At 37.7% G+C, this 14,203-nt stretch carries 14 protein-coding genes and 1 pseudogene; 10 read left to right on the forward strand and 5 right to left on the reverse strand.

Going from position 1 to position 14,203, the window contains the following annotated elements; translation table 11 throughout:
• Positions 1–52: 52 nt before the first annotated feature.
• The 3 genes and pseudogenes from AC0QT1_RS03840 to AC0QT1_RS03850 form a co-directional block, all read right to left on the reverse strand.
• Positions 53–941, reverse strand: a pseudogene (locus AC0QT1_RS03840) (tyrosine-type recombinase/integrase); the annotation flags it as partial.
• Positions 942–1,284: 343 nt separating this feature from the next.
• Complete coding sequence (locus AC0QT1_RS03845) at positions 1,285–1,563, reverse strand: hypothetical protein (RefSeq protein WP_473200922.1); 279 nt, start codon at positions 1,561–1,563, stop codon at positions 1,285–1,287.
• A gap of 32 nt (positions 1,564–1,595) precedes the next feature.
• Positions 1,596–2,945, reverse strand: a complete 1,350-nt coding sequence (locus tag AC0QT1_RS03850; RefSeq protein ID WP_473200923.1) for a serine hydrolase — start codon at positions 2,943–2,945, stop codon at positions 1,596–1,598.
• A gap of 238 nt (positions 2,946–3,183) precedes the next feature.
• Between AC0QT1_RS03850 and clpS the strand changes: the two genes are divergently transcribed.
• Complete coding sequence (clpS, locus tag AC0QT1_RS03855; protein ID WP_473200924.1) at positions 3,184–3,549, forward strand: ATP-dependent Clp protease adapter ClpS; 366 nt, start codon at positions 3,184–3,186, stop codon at positions 3,547–3,549.
• 6 nt (positions 3,550–3,555) lie between these two features.
• Positions 3,556–5,901, forward strand: coding sequence for an ATP-dependent Clp protease ATP-binding subunit ClpA (gene clpA, locus AC0QT1_RS03860; RefSeq protein WP_473201678.1), 2,346 nt, complete (start codon positions 3,556–3,558; stop codon positions 5,899–5,901).
• A gap of 15 nt (positions 5,902–5,916) precedes the next feature.
• On the opposite strand, the gene AC0QT1_RS03865 is transcribed toward clpA, so the two are convergent.
• Together AC0QT1_RS03865 and AC0QT1_RS03870 are read right to left on the reverse strand one after the other, a co-directional pair.
• A complete protein-coding gene (locus AC0QT1_RS03865) occupies positions 5,917–6,339 on the reverse strand; it encodes an HIT family protein (protein WP_473200926.1) in 423 nt (140 codons plus the stop codon).
• 136 nt (positions 6,340–6,475) lie between these two features.
• Positions 6,476–6,937, reverse strand: a complete 462-nt coding sequence (locus tag AC0QT1_RS03870) for a RidA family protein (protein ID WP_473200927.1) — start codon at positions 6,935–6,937, stop codon at positions 6,476–6,478.
• 145 nt (positions 6,938–7,082) lie between these two features.
• Here AC0QT1_RS03870 and AC0QT1_RS03875 point away from each other — a divergent pair, with 145 nt between their 5' ends.
• The 8 genes from AC0QT1_RS03875 (at position 7,083) to AC0QT1_RS03910 (ending at position 14,021) form a co-directional block, all read left to right on the forward strand.
• Positions 7,083–7,904 carry a cell envelope integrity EipB family protein gene (locus AC0QT1_RS03875; protein ID WP_473201679.1) on the forward strand — a complete coding sequence of 274 codons (822 nt, stop codon included), beginning with the start codon at positions 7,083–7,085 and terminating at the stop codon, positions 7,902–7,904.
• A gap of 158 nt (positions 7,905–8,062) precedes the next feature.
• Positions 8,063–8,836, forward strand: a complete 774-nt coding sequence (gene rpsB, locus AC0QT1_RS03880; protein ID WP_473200929.1) for a 30S ribosomal protein S2 — start codon at positions 8,063–8,065, stop codon at positions 8,834–8,836.
• A 105-nt stretch (positions 8,837–8,941) separates the two neighbouring features.
• On the forward strand, positions 8,942–9,865 hold the full coding sequence (gene tsf, locus AC0QT1_RS03885) for a translation elongation factor Ts (RefSeq protein WP_473201680.1): 924 nt from the start codon (positions 8,942–8,944) through the stop codon (positions 9,863–9,865).
• Complete coding sequence (locus AC0QT1_RS03890) at positions 9,865–10,044, forward strand: hypothetical protein (protein ID WP_473201681.1); 180 nt, start codon at positions 9,865–9,867, stop codon at positions 10,042–10,044. Before tsf ends, AC0QT1_RS03890 begins: the two co-directional genes overlap by 1 nt.
• Positions 10,022–10,741, forward strand: a complete 720-nt coding sequence (pyrH, locus tag AC0QT1_RS03895; RefSeq protein ID WP_473200931.1) for a UMP kinase — start codon at positions 10,022–10,024, stop codon at positions 10,739–10,741. The genes AC0QT1_RS03890 and pyrH overlap by 23 nt, the downstream gene beginning before the upstream one ends.
• A 37-nt stretch (positions 10,742–10,778) precedes the next feature.
• Positions 10,779–11,339, forward strand: coding sequence for a ribosome recycling factor (frr, locus tag AC0QT1_RS03900; RefSeq protein WP_473200932.1), 561 nt, complete (start codon positions 10,779–10,781; stop codon positions 11,337–11,339).
• Positions 11,340–12,047: 708 nt separating this feature from the next.
• On the forward strand, positions 12,048–12,863 hold the full coding sequence (locus AC0QT1_RS03905) for a phosphatidate cytidylyltransferase (RefSeq protein ID WP_473201682.1): 816 nt from the start codon (positions 12,048–12,050) through the stop codon (positions 12,861–12,863).
• A gap of 15 nt (positions 12,864–12,878) precedes the next feature.
• Complete coding sequence (locus tag AC0QT1_RS03910) at positions 12,879–14,021, forward strand: M50 family metallopeptidase (RefSeq protein ID WP_473201683.1); 1,143 nt, start codon at positions 12,879–12,881, stop codon at positions 14,019–14,021.
• Positions 14,022–14,203: the final 182 nt, after the last annotated feature.

Below are 14,203 nucleotides of genomic sequence, written 5' to 3' on the forward strand. Positions count from 1 at the left end.
AAAGGTACAACCATTATATTTTGTAGTTCTCAATATTAACAACTGCTCTTTTATTGCGAGATAGGGGGTGAGCTTGTTTTAAAATTTCTAATGCTTCTGTTGATAAAGGCACGCGAAACTGTGTTGTAACATTACGTTTTCCTTTCATATTTTCAGCAGGGATGATCCATATATCATCTTGAATCTGATCTTTATGATATGACGCAAAGGGTTTGTGCGAACACCTGTCAGAATAAGCAACCGCAAAGCCAATTGTAGTATGGCTCTTGTTTCGCAAAGTGTTTTATAAAAAGCTGGGACCTCTCTTCTATTCATTGCCGATCTATGCGGAGCTTTATGGCGTTGTTTTCCTAAGAGCACGGGTGCTTTTGCTATTTCCTGTAAATCAATATCCAATCTCAAGGCGGCCGCATGTTTAAGACAAAGATTAAGGCGGTTTAGGGCTTTCTCTGCTGTTCCAGCTTTTGTATGCCAGATGGGAGAGAGAACATTGCGTATATCTGTTTAGGTCATTTCTTAAACCGGTAAACAACCTAATTTAGGGAGAATATGAAGGCGTAAAGGTAAAAACCAATTCCCATCTTTACCATCATGTTTGAGTTCAGCTTTACGACTTTCAAAAGTATCTAAAGCGATATCTTTTAAATAATGCAGATTGCGCATTGCCTCACGCTTTTGTTTTTCACGTTCTTTAATGGGATCACGACCTTCACGTAAAACAGAACGTCACCCAGTTGCCAATTCACGGGCTTGTTTTAAAGAGACATCTCTTAAAGCCCCCAAGCCTATTTCACGACGCCGCCCGTGAATGGTATAGCGGTAAATCCATTGAGCACCACCCTCTTTACATTTATGAAGGTACCAGCCTGCCCTGTCATATTATTTATCAGCCCCCAATGTTAGCAACAGCCCTTGCTATTCAGACGATTCATAAGAGGCATTTTTACTTCTCTATTTTTTATCCACACGATAATCTCAATTGTGATGTCCAAGGGGATGGTTTTGATTGATTCAACATAAGCAGGTTTGAAATGAGAGAAACTTAGGATATTCGAGGCTCTCATCCAACATGCAAAACGATGAATGATCATTATAAATTAATATATTGCCTATTTTAAGAGATCGTTTTATTGAAAAGTTGATCTGAGAGTTGGACAAAAAAACGCAAACGCAATTCTTATAAATTTTAGGGAAACGCGCATTTTCTAAAGCATTTTTAAAGATTGGATGCGGTGTATGAATATTCTTATGAATGAATAGCGCTCTTGGGAAAATTATTATAAATCAGCTATTTGTTGCACCTAGATGAATTTTAATAGGTACATTACCGGTTTGGCTTGCAACGCGTAAATGAATGCGTACAGGAGGCATTGCGAGACGACGATTTCGTGTTGTTTGACAAATAAGAAGGTTGACAAGAGATTTTGTGTCTAATGTTGCTGGAGCATATTTTAAACTAGCAAGTTTTGTTGCAGCATCGTGAAGAGAGCGCAATGAGAGAAAAGATGATTGCTTCAACAATTTTTCTTTTTCAGAGGATGAAGCAAGAGCATTATATATCATGATACTATCCTTAATGCAGAATTCAATAACTTTTAGTAAGCTACTGCATAGCAGTTAAAATTTGCTTTCTTTAATGTAGAACAAGCGCTGAATGCAGCTTTTTTTGATTGAAAACCTATAAAACGAGCACGGTAATAACGACGCCCATTTTTCTCAAAGAGTTGCATATGTGAAGATGTGCTTTTTAAAGCAGAATAAGCTGTATCTTTTGCTTTTAAAAGCAAAGTTTTTGCTTGTTCTTCGCTAGGGAGAGAACCAATTTGGATGGCCCATCCGGCATTTGTAGACAAAGAGACTGTAACAATTTTATGAGTCTCAACGGGCATAGCTTTTTGAGGATTAGGAATTGGTATAATTGCTTGATTTACAGCGGCTATCGCCATATTAGAATTTCTAGGTTGTTCTGCAAACGCTGTTAACATAGGAGAAACTTCCTCATCGAAATTGGTTGGCTCAGCTTTTACGATAGGTATAGGAGTATTTGCGCCCGTAGGTAAGTTGTGGCGTACAGAAGCCATTAAGTGTTTGTTATTTTTCATTAAGCTTGCTTTTGGCAAATATTGATTTAATAAATTGGCCATATGCTCATCACGTGCGGTAGATGATTTCCCTCCCATAACGACAGCAACGATGGAGCGCCCATTAAGATTCATTGAAGTTGCTAAATTAGAACCTGACATTTGTGTGTAGCCGGTTTTAATTCCATCGACGCCTTTCATTATTTTCACGAGCTTATTGTGATTGTTAATTGTATGACCACGGAACGTAAAACTTTTTATTTTGAACAATTGATACTGTTGTGGAAATTTTTTTCGTAATGCTAATGACAAAGTAGCTATATCCCGTGCCGTGGTATAGTTGCGTACATCTGGAAGCCCTGAAGCATTTGCAAAATGTGTCTGCGTCATGCCAAGTTTGCGGGCTTTTGCTGTCATCATTCGCGCGAATTTTTTTTCATTGCCACCGAGGTATTCTGCAATTGCAGTTGCTACATCATTTGCTGATCTTGTGATGAGTGCTTTGGCAGCAGCTTCTACAGAAATTGTTTGGCCTGCTTTAAACCCGATTTTTGTTGGTGGGCGTGTTGCTGCATAATGTGAGACGGGGATAGGAGTATTTGGTGTTACACGACGCATCTTCATAGCTTCAAAGAGTAGGTATAGCGTCATTATTTTTGTCAAAGAAGCTGGGTAACGTTTTAGGGTTGCATTGGCTTGAAATAAAGTTTTTCCTGTATTTGCATCTATAACGATAGCAGCATATTTATCAGGATAAGCTCCTTGAGGCGTAGCCGATGCCCAAGAGTAAGAAAAAGCTAAAATAACAAAAGCAATTGCTATCTTTTGATAACACCGCACAATTTTTTGGCAGTTAGTATACACGCGCAGTATCCTATTCCTCCGTTTATTCTGAAAATTCTGTAAAGTTTCTGTGTTTTTGCCGCTCGTTGATACAATTTAGACGAATGATATTACTAATTTGTTTACAAAAATCATTTTGTGAGTTTCCGTATTTGACTAAAAGCTAATCATAAAAGAAAGTTATTTTTCAATAAACAAGTGTTGCAATAGTGATGAAAGAACTTAAAATTAATAAAAATGCTCTGCATAGGAAATAATAATGGTACAAAAGCTTATAATAAATCCTATAGTTCTTATTATACACAATGAAAAAGGCAAGAATTTGGACGAAAGCAGGCATGATGCCATTATAAAAATTAGACCAAGACTTCAAAAGCCTAAGCTGTATCGTGTTCTTTTACTTAATGATGATTACACTCCTATGGATTTTGTTGTTTTTATTTTGAAAAAATTTTTCAAAAAAACTTTCGAAGAAGCAACTTGTATTATGTTACATGTACACCAAAATGGGGTAGGTGAATGTGGAACTTATAGTTATGAAGTCGCTGAAATGAAAATAGTACAAGTTAGGGAGTGTGCACGTCAAAATGAATATCCATTACAATGTGTGATGGAATGGAAGTGAGGGATTATGCCATCTTTTACACCTAGTCTTGAAGAAGTTTTGCATCGCGCATTAACAATTGCTACTCAAGCGCAGCATGAATATGCGACATTAGAACATCTTCTACTTGCTCTGCTAGATGATGCTGATGCAAATTTGGTAATTCAGGCTTGTCAAGTAGATGTGGAAGAATTACGAGAGCGCTTAACAAACTATATTCGGTCAGAATTGGATGTACAAATTAGAGCTGATGAGAATACAAAACCGACAACATTTTTCCAGCGTGTTATTCAACGTGCAGTGATTCATGCTCAATCCGCTGGAAAAGAAGAAGTATCGGGAGCAAATGTTCTCGTGGCAATTTTTTCTGAACGTGAAAGTCATGCAGCATATTTCCTTCAAGAGATGGGAATGACACGTTATGATGCTGTACGTTTTATTTCACATGGTATCACGCGGGATGAGGGATTATCTATGTTACTTGAGGGACTTGAAGAACAATTGGATCAGCAGATTTCAGATCATGATGAAAAGGTGACGAGTGCCCTAACTGCTTATTGTGTTGATCTCAATAGTAAAGCACGTAATGGAAAAATTGATTTATTAATTGGTCGTGAAATGGAAATTTCACGCATAATTCAGATTTTATGTAGAAGATCAAAAAATAATCCGCTTTTGGTTGGTGATCCTGGAGTTGGAAAAACCGCTATAATTGAAGGATTAGCAAAACGCATTGTTGATGGGCAGGTGCCTGAAGTTTTATCAAATGTGACGATATTTTTCCTTGATATGGGAGGACTTGTTGCTGGTACACGTTATCGTGGTGATTTTGAAGAACGGTTAAAGCACCTCATTAAAGAATTTGAGCAGTATCCAGATGCTGTTTTATTTATTGATGAAATTCATACTTTAATTGGAGCAGGGGCAACATTGGGAGGAAATATGGATGCCGCTAATCTTTTAAAACCTGCATTATCTTCCGGAACTATTCGATGTATTGGTTCGACGACTTACAAAGAATATCGTAAAATCTTTGAACAAGATCGTGCTTTAGAGCGCCGTTTTCAGAAGATTGATGTTAATGAACCTTCTATTGCCGATGCAATTAAGATTTTGCAAGGGTTGAAGCCTTATTTTGAAGATTTTCATCAAATTAAATATACTGATCAGGCGATGAAGGCATCTGTAGAATTGTCTTCACGTTATATGATTGATCGCCGGTTACCTGATAAAGCAATTGATGTTGTTGATGAGAGTGGTGCAGCGCAAAAGCTTTTACCAAAAAAACAACGGAAAAAGAGTATAGGTGTTAAAGAAATTGAAGCAACTGTTGCCACTATGGCAAGGATTCCACCAAAAACAGTTTCCAGTGATGATCAAAAGATCCTTAGCAAGCTTGAAAGAGAACTCAAGCATGTTATTTATGGACAAGATGAGGCAATTTCCGCCTTAGTATCGTCAATTAAATTGGCGCGAGCGGGATTACGCGAAACAGATAAACCGATAGGAAGTTATCTATTTTCAGGACCAACGGGTGTGGGAAAAACTGAAGTTGCAAAACAGCTCGCATCTTCCTTAGGTCTTGAATTGTTACGTTTTGATATGTCAGAATATATGGAACGGCATACGGTGGCGCGCTTAATTGGGGCACCTCCAGGTTATATAGGATTTGATCAAGGGGGACTCCTTACAGATGCAGTTGATCAGAAGCCTCACGCTGTTCTTTTGCTGGATGAAATTGAAAAAGCGCATCCAGAGTTATTTAATATTTTATTGCAAGTGATGGATTATGGTAAGTTAACAGATCATAGTGGTAAAAAAATTGATTTCTGCAACATCATTTTAATTATGACAACCAATGCTGGTGCTTCAGATATGGCAAAGTCAGCGATCGGATTTGGCAAAGTGTATCGTGATGGTGATGATATTGAAGCAATTAATAAGTTATTTACACCGGAATTTCGTAACCGGTTAGATGCGATTATTCCGTTTGCACCCTTATCTCAGGTCGTTATCAATCAGATTGTGCAAAAATTTATCTTTCAGCTTGAAGCTCAATTAGCTGATCGAGGAATTTGTTTTGAATTAAGTCCTCCTGCCATGATTTGGCTTGCTAATAAAGGATACGATCTCCAGATGGGGGCCCGTCCATTGAGCCGTGTTATACAAGAACATATTAAGAAGCCATTGGCTGACGAAATTTTATTTGGAAAGTTACGAAATGGTGGCACGGTACGCGTAATGACACAAAAATTAAATGGAGGAAAAGAGAGGTTGCAGTTAAAAGTTTCATCTTCCAATATGTCATCTGATTCAAAAAATAAAAAAATGACGCACCTTACAAAAAAATATGTGAGGAAAAAAGTTCAATGACTTAAAGCGACTTTGTTAAAGTGCTGCACGGATTTTTTTTGCGTTCTCTTCAAGTATTTCCGTAGGTGCTATAACATTATTATGAGAGGAAAGCTCTATTCCTTCCATACGTGGTATAATATGGAAATGGAGATGATAAACGGTTTGTTGGCTGGCTGCTTCATTAAATTGCATGACTGTTATACCATCTGCTTGAAAGGCTTTTTTAACGGCCTTGGCGATTTTTTGAACAGCTTTAATAACTGGAAACAATGTTTCAGTGTCTGCATCAAGGAGATTTCTAGAGCCTTTGCGAGGAATAACAAGTGTATGTCCTGGTGCTTGTGGCATAATATCCATGAATGCAATCACATCGTCATCTTCATAAACACGAACAGAAGGGATTTCATTGCGAATCAATTTGGCAAAAATATTGTTATCGTCATAAATCTGTTTCATATAAATATTTCCTTTTGTGCGTTTTAATTCAAAACATTAATTCCAATATAAAAAATGCAAAGGCTAGGATAAGATGAGAAGAGAGATTTCGCATTTGGTTGTCGCTTGAGATAGATGTATTGCTATTGGTAGGGGGTTAGATTTCTATGATAGCTTCAACTTCTACTGGAACATCCATAGGGAGAGAAGCAACACCAACAGCGGAACGGGCATGTTTCCCAGCTTCACCAAGAATATTGACGAATAGATCAGAAGCGCCATTGGCAACAAGAGGAATACCAGTAAAGTGAGGATCTACAGCGACAAAAACAGTGATTTTTACGATGCGTTTTATTCTCTTTAAATCACCAAGAGCTACTTTAATCTGTGCGAGAATATTGAGCGCACAGACTTCGGCTGCTTTTTTTGCTTGTTCGGCACTCACTGTTGCACCAACTTTACCGGTAGCTACAGGTTTTCCATCGGAAAAAGGCAATTGTCCAGAAATAAAAAGTTGGTTGCCACTTTGTGAAGCAGTTACATAATTAGCAATGGGTTGGGTTGCTTCAGGAAGAGTGATTGCAAATTTTTTTAGGTGGGTTTCAATCAAATTGGTCATAATTTAAACTCCATAGCTTTTTTTACAATACATCCATTGCATAAACTATTTTTTGATTTAAGGAAATGTGTGGTTAATTCAGAAGCTAGCTTTTTTTGCCTTATTGTATGATGTTATAAAATGGCGATAGAATTGGAAGTTGGGAATGATTAGATCTTTATTAATAATTTTATATCTTGTTTTTTTATCTACTGCCAAAGCTGAAGAAGTTATTTTTATTGCACCTCATCGAGCAATTTATGATTTTCAACTCGATAGTGTTTCTCATGAAATGACAATTTCAGCGATGTCTGGACGAATGGTTTACGAGCTAACGGGGTCAGTATGTCAGGGTTATACCACACGTTTTCGTTTTATCAGTCGTATTCAGAGTGAAGATATGCCGACGCGTTTAACCGATCAACAGACAACGAGTTATGAAACGGGTGATAGTCGTACGTTTCATTTTAATGTTACAGACCAAGTGGGACAAGAGGTTACACATCGTGCTGAAGGAGTAGCGGAGCGTCTTCAAGATGGAATTATTGTGAAATTAAAAACACCAAAAGAAAAAGAATACAAGCTCGCAATGGCTGAGTTTCCAATTATGCAACTAAAGAATATCATCCGCCATGCAAAAGCAGGCAATCATTTTTACAATGTCAATGTATTTGATGGAACAGATAAAGCAGATAAAATTATAAAAGAAAGTATCGTCATTGGGGAGAAGAAGACACTGTTCTCTGACGATGAAACAAAAAAAATGGGAAAATTAGATGAGGAGGACTATTGGCCCGTTACGATTTCTTATTTTGATGATATAGAAAAGAAAGATGGTCTTCCAGTCTATCGTACTCGTTTTCTCTTATATGAGAATGGTGTTATGCGTGATCTCCATGTAGATTACGGGACTTTTTCAGTGCGTGCAAAATTGAACAGTCTTGAATTTCTCGAGGTTGGCAAGAATCTTAATCAATGTAAACATTAAATGATTGCAGAAAATAACTTGAAAAAGAAACAAATATTAGTATGGTAGTGTTATTCCACACGCGGAATTTGGGTGTTTGCAAAAAGAATCTAGCAAACGTCCCCCGGTAGCAGCTTGATCTGCTTTTTCCGCGGAGGTTGAACCGGAAAGGATAAACTATGGCACTACCAGATTTTACTATGCACCAGCTTTTAGAAGCAGGTGTACATTTTGGCCACCAGACTCATCGCTGGAATCCAAAGATGACTCCTTATATTTACGGTGAGCGTAATAATATCCATATTATTGATCTTGCTCAGACTGTCCCTCTTTTACATCAAGCGCTTAAACTTGTTTCAGATACGGTTGCACGTGGTGGGCGCATTCTCTTTGTTGGGACGAAACGGCAGGCATCTGACATCATTGCTGATGCGGCAAATCGTTCGGCACAATATTATGTTAATGCGCGCTGGCTTGGCGGTATGCTTACAAACTGGAAAACGATTTCCCATTCGATTCACCGTTTGCGTAAGCTGGACAAAATTCTTGCTGCTGAAGCACAAGGTTTTACCAAAAAAGAGCGTTTAAATCTTGAGCGTGATCGTGAAAAGCTTAATCGTGCACTTGGTGGTATTAAGGATATGGGGTCTGTTCCAGACCTTATATTTATTATTGATACAAATAAAGAAAATATTGCTATCCAAGAAGCGAAGCGTTTAGGGATTCCAGTTATTGCTATTATTGATACCAACTGTGATCCTGATAATGTTACGCATCCAATTCCAGGTAATGATGATGCGTCACGTGCAATTTCTCTTTATTGTGATCTTTTTGCTCGTGCAGCTCTTGATGGTATTGCTCGTCAACAAGGTGCAATGGGCGTCGATTTAGGGGCTCAAGTTGATGCACCTGTAGAACCTGTTTTGGAAAATGCAATTGCAGTTTCTGAGTAATATGAAAACGCCCGTTAGGGTATTTATTTTCTAAAGGAAAGGTTATAGGCGTGTATAGGGTTTTGTTCTTGCACGCTTTTACCGTTATAGAATAAAGAGGAAAATATGAGCATTACTGCTGCACAAGTAAAAGAACTTCGGGAATTATCAGGTGCTGGTATGATGGACTGTAAAGCGGCACTGGCAGAAACGAATGGTGATATGGAAGCTGCTGTTGATTGGCTTCGTAAAAAAGGGATAGCCAAGGCAGATAAAAAGGCTGGTCGTACAGCAGCTGAAGGATTGATTGGAGTTGCGTCAAACGATTCAAGCGCAGTTTTAGTTGAGATTAATTCTGAAACAGATTTTGTGGCGCGCAACGATCTATTCCAAGACATTGTTCGCAATGTAGCAACAGCTGCTTTAGGAACGCACGGAAGTGTTGATGCTGTTTCTAGCTCTCTTTATCCTGGTTCTGAAAAGACTGTAAAGGCTACAATTAAAGATGCAATTGGTACCATTGGAGAGAATATGGCCTTTCGCCGTTCTGCTAAACTCTCTGTTGAGAATGGTGTTGTTGCTACTTATATACACAATAGTGTGGCTGATGGACTTGGTAAACTTGGTGTTTTGGTTGCTGTTGAAACGACAGGCAATAAGGAGGCAGCCGCTGCTTTTGGCCGACAGGTTGCGATGCATATTGCTGCAACTAATCCTTTAGCGTTAACTGCGGAAAATGTTGATTCCAGTGCTGTTGAGCGTGAGAAAGCAATTTTTTCAGATCAGGCACGCCAGTCTGGAAAGCCAGAAAATATCATTGAAAAAATGGTGGAAGGTCGTATGCGTAAGTTTTTTGAAGAGGTTGTTTTGCTTTCTCAGGCTTTTGTTATGAATCCTGATATGAGTGTTGAAGCAGCTTTAAAAGAAGCAGAAAAATCTATTGGTGCGTCAGCAAAAATTACAGGCTTTATTCGTTTTGCGCTAGGGGAAGGTGTAGAGAAAGAGGTATCTGATTTTGCAGCAGAGGTTGCCGCAGCGGCAAAGGGGTAGTGATTTATAAATTTTTTCAGAGATTTGAATCTCATACCATTGATTATAAAATCACTGATATAAAAAATATGATTATTGAAAGGGCGTCACGTGATAAAGTGGTGCCCTTAGTGGTGTCGAAAGCAAAAAGTAACGGTGCTTTTGGGGAGATTATCAATGACATTAGCGCGGCGGTATAAACGTATTCTTTTAAAGGTTTCTGGTGAGGCCCTTATGGGCGGGCAGAGCTTTGGAATTGATGTTTCTGTTGTCGATCGTATCGCTTCCGATATTGCTGAAGTGCGGGTAATGGGGGTGGAAGTTGCTATTGTTATCGGTGGAGGAAATATTTTTCGCGGAGTTGCTGTTGCGTCGCGAGGTGGAGATCGTGTGACAGGAGATCATATGGGTATGCTTGCAACTGCTATTAATTCTTTAGCATTGCGAACATCATTATCAAAATTAGGGGTTGAAGCAATTGTCTTGTCTGCGATAGCTATGCCGCAAATTTGTGAGAGTTTCTCACAACGTAAGGCAATAGGTTATATGAATCAAGGAAAAGTTGTTATTTTTGCAGGCGGTACGGGTAATCCATTTTTTACCACTGATTCTGCTGCTACTTTACGTGCAGCGGAAATTGGTGCAGATGTTCTTTTAAAAGGAACACAAGTGGATGGTATTTATTCTGCAGATCCCAAATTAGATCCTACAGCTAAGCGTTTTGATCAATTAACACATGTCGAGATTTTGCAATGGGGATTGTCTGTTATGGATACGACAGCGGTTACTTTAGCACGGGAAAACAATGTGCCAATTATTGTTTATTCCATTCATGAAAAAGGTGGTTTAGCTAAGGTATTAAATGGAACGGGACGATTTACGATAGTATCGGAATGAAATATAATCTTCAAGCTGTATTGAAGGAGATAAAAATATGAATGTTACATCGATTATGGATGATCTGAAACGTCGTATGGATGGCGCTATTTCGGCTTTTAAGCATGAGTTAGGTGGTTTGCGGACTGGACGAGCTTCGGCAAGTTTATTAGAGCCGTTAACCGTTGAGGCTTATGGTTCTGTTGTACATATAAATCAGGTTGCGAATATTTCTGTTCCAGAACCGAGAATGCTTTCGGTCTCTGTGTGGGATAAAGCTATGGTAGGAGCTGTAGAGCGTGCTATTCGTGATTCTAGTCTTGGTTTAAATCCCATAACTGATGGCATGAACTTACGTATTCCTTTACCTGAATTAAATGAAGAACGTCGAAAAGAGTTGGTAAAAATTGCTCATCAATATGCAGAGCAAGCTCGTGTTGCTACTCGGCATGTTCGTCGTGATGGTATGGATAATTTGAAAAAATTAGAAAAAGAAGGTGAAATTAGTCAAGATGAAGCGCATGGTTTCTCCGACAAAGTTCAGAAACTTACAGATGAGACTATTGCTGATATTGATAAAATTTTGGCCGTGAAAGAGTCTGAAATTATGCATGTTTAAGACGACTGGTTGCTAAAAAAGAGTGTACTTTCTACTGTCTAACACCTTTTTAAGAATGAGAAGGCAAAATGATTTTTATCGTTGATAGAAGACCATACAAATGGAAATAGACTTTTCTAAAAATCTATATCTATATATTCAATAAGGTTTTCCGCAAAAAAAATTATCGAGTAGGATAATAAGATTCTCATCTAACATATTTTTGGTAAGCTCCATAATAAAACTATTTTCATTCTTGGAGGTTGTTAAAATCTGCTGTGGAAGATGTTAGAGAAGGAATATGGTATAAAGAATACCACTTTAATTTTGTTATTATTTTTTATTATAAGAAATACAATGGGATAGGTCAAACGACTGCTATTTCACATAATTTTTTTCAGATGGTTTGTAATTTGATAAAAAAATGCCGTTCCATGAGAGAGGGTATCAGATTGAGATTCCATAATTCAAAGGAGTAGACGGCGACTTTCTGATTATTTAATACCCATAGAATTTTAAGAAATATATTCTAGGGTTAATTTTAATATGGAGACTTTTAAAGCTTTTTACGCAGATTATTGGTCTTATAAGTGCCATTTTATTATATCAGATAATATAAGGCGGATTGTAAGGAAATTTTGCAAAAATATGAACATAAAAACTGTCTAGCAAAGCTTTTCTGCTTATGTTAACTTTTGAATTTGTCTTTTTTATTGTTTGGATGTTATTTTGTCTAATCTTACGTATCGTATCTTGACTGCTTTAATTTTTGGCATTCTTGCGTTGTCTTTAACATGGCTGGGGGGAATTTTATTTTTTTTGTTTGTATGGGGTGTTGGCGGTTTTATTCTTTATGAATGGATTGGTATTACTAAAGAGAAATGGCGTATTTCACAGAAAATATTAGCAAGTATTTTTTATTTGGTTTTTGGTTCTTTTTTGTTATTGAATGTATCAGCGTCATTAATTTTTTGTGTTTTGATAGTTTTTGCAGCAGTGTTGGCTATTGGACCTATGAGAGAGAGTGCTTGGGTTTTTTTAGGTTTTTTATATGCAACGTTTCCGGTTGTAGCTTTATGCTTTTTACGAGGCTATGAATCGTTAGGATTTCAAATTGTTCTTTTCTTATTTACAATAGTATGGGGGACGGATATCGCGGGCTATTTTAGCGGCCGTGCATTGGGTGGTCCTAAATTGGCGCCACAATTTTCTCCTAATAAAACATGGGCAGGGGCGATTGGTGGTACATTTGTCGGCGTTTTTGGCGGTATATTGATTGCTTCTCGATTTTTTGACATAAACTTAACAAGTTTTTTCATTCCATTGCTTTCTCTCATTTTATCAATTGTTTCACAGTTGAGTGATTTAGGCCAATCATGGTTAAAAAGGCGATTTTCTGTTAAAGATTCTAGTTCTTTATTGCCTGGACATGGTGGGTTTATGGACCGTATGGATGGGTTGATAGGCGCTGCTTTTTTTCTTTATTTAATTGGTTCGTTTATGTCTAATATGGATACACCTTTTAATCTTTTTGAGATGGTTTAATGAGGAGAAAATATTTTGGAATTTTTAAATCATATGATTACTGGGAGCGATTTTCTTTTAAGAGGTTTGAGTATTTTTTTCATCGTTATGATTATCATTTTTGTCCACGAAATTGGGCATTATCTCGTTGGGCGGTGGTGTGGTATTAAGGCATCGGTTTTTTCGCTTGGATTTGGACCACAAATAGTCGGGTATACAGATAAAAACAATACACAGTGGCGTTTAGCACTTATCCCTTTAGGAGGGTATGTAAAATTTGTTGGGGATGAAGGAGATGTGACATCATTCAAGTCCTTTTCGGGTGTTGAAGGGTCATTTGCTAGTGCGCATGCTTGGAAAAAAGCAGCAACTGTTTTTGCGGGTCCCTTATTCAATGGCCTTTTTACCGTTATTATTTTAAGCTTTTTTTTCTTTGTTTATGGTCGTGCAACCATTGAACCGGTTGTTGGTTCTTTGGTAAAAGATTCTCCTGCTTTTCAAGCTGGTTTAGCACGAGGCGATCGTTTTCTTGAAATGGATGGTCGACGAGTTGAAAGTTTTGAAGATCTGATAAATTATATGACTTTACATGGTGAAGATCCTATAGAGTTTAAAATAGAGCGCATGGGGCAGGTGTTTACAACGATTATCAAACCAAAAGTGATTGAACGAGATGATGGATTTGGTAATCGCATTCAAAGTGGTATGATAGGTGTAGGAGCTCCTGTTGATCCAGACAATCCAGCGCGTTTAGATCCAACTTATGTGAAATATATTAACTACAATTTTTTAAGAGCTGTAAAAGAAGCATCGGCACGCGCTACATTTATTGTTACCCAAACAATTTTTTTTATGAGTCGTTTGATAGGAGGAAAAGAAGATCATTGTCGGATGGGTGGTCCTTCTAAGACTGTTCAAATTGCTTGGAAAGTGAGTGAAACAGGTTTTATCTCTTTGTTGAATTTTGCAGCTTTTCTTTCGATAAGTGTTGGGCTTATTAATCTTTTTCCACTTCCGCCACTTGATGGTGGGCATTTGTTATTTCACGTTATTGAAGCTCTTACTGGGAGGTCCATATCCACTAAAATTCGGGAATTTTTTTTTCGCTTGGGTTTTTTAGTCGTTTTCGTCTTTATGATTTTTGCGCTCTTTAATGATTATTTTTGTTGGTTTAGCTAATAAATGATGGAAAAAATTTTACAAATTGAGTAATAATGAAAAGAATAGATTGAAGTTTGTTTACCATGTCCACAAAATATTGTGGCAGAGTGTGTTATAATAAATTAAGGGGTGGAAAGTCTCGCTGTGTAAAAAGAGTTGGTATGGCAGTTAGCTTTTGAGGCGTCGTGTTCAGAGAATTA

It is taken from the genome of Bartonella sp. P12B, from assembly GCF_055796185.1.

What these genes read in the sequence shown, in the direction of transcription:
- AC0QT1_RS03870 (WP_473200927.1), bottom strand. Translation starts at nt 6,937, where the DNA reads ATGACCAATTTGATTGAAACCCACCTAAAAAAATTTGCAATCACTCTT.
- pyrH (WP_473200931.1), top strand. Translation starts at nt 10,022, where the DNA reads ATGACATTAGCGCGGCGGTATAAACGTATTCTTTTAAAGGTTTCTGGT.
- AC0QT1_RS03865 (WP_473200926.1), bottom strand. Translation starts at nt 6,339, where the DNA reads ATGAAACAGATTTATGACGATAACAATATTTTTGCCAAATTGATTCGC.
- clpS (WP_473200924.1), top strand. Translation starts at nt 3,184, where the DNA reads ATGGTACAAAAGCTTATAATAAATCCTATAGTTCTTATTATACACAAT.
- tsf (WP_473201680.1), top strand. Translation starts at nt 8,942, where the DNA reads ATGAGCATTACTGCTGCACAAGTAAAAGAACTTCGGGAATTATCAGGT.
- frr (WP_473200932.1), top strand. Translation starts at nt 10,779, where the DNA reads ATGAATGTTACATCGATTATGGATGATCTGAAACGTCGTATGGATGGC.
- rpsB (WP_473200929.1), top strand. Translation starts at nt 8,063, where the DNA reads ATGGCACTACCAGATTTTACTATGCACCAGCTTTTAGAAGCAGGTGTA.
- clpA (WP_473201678.1), top strand. Translation starts at nt 3,556, where the DNA reads ATGCCATCTTTTACACCTAGTCTTGAAGAAGTTTTGCATCGCGCATTA.
- AC0QT1_RS03875 (WP_473201679.1), top strand. Translation starts at nt 7,083, where the DNA reads ATGATTAGATCTTTATTAATAATTTTATATCTTGTTTTTTTATCTACT.
- AC0QT1_RS03845 (WP_473200922.1), bottom strand. Translation starts at nt 1,563, where the DNA reads ATGATATATAATGCTCTTGCTTCATCCTCTGAAAAAGAAAAATTGTTG.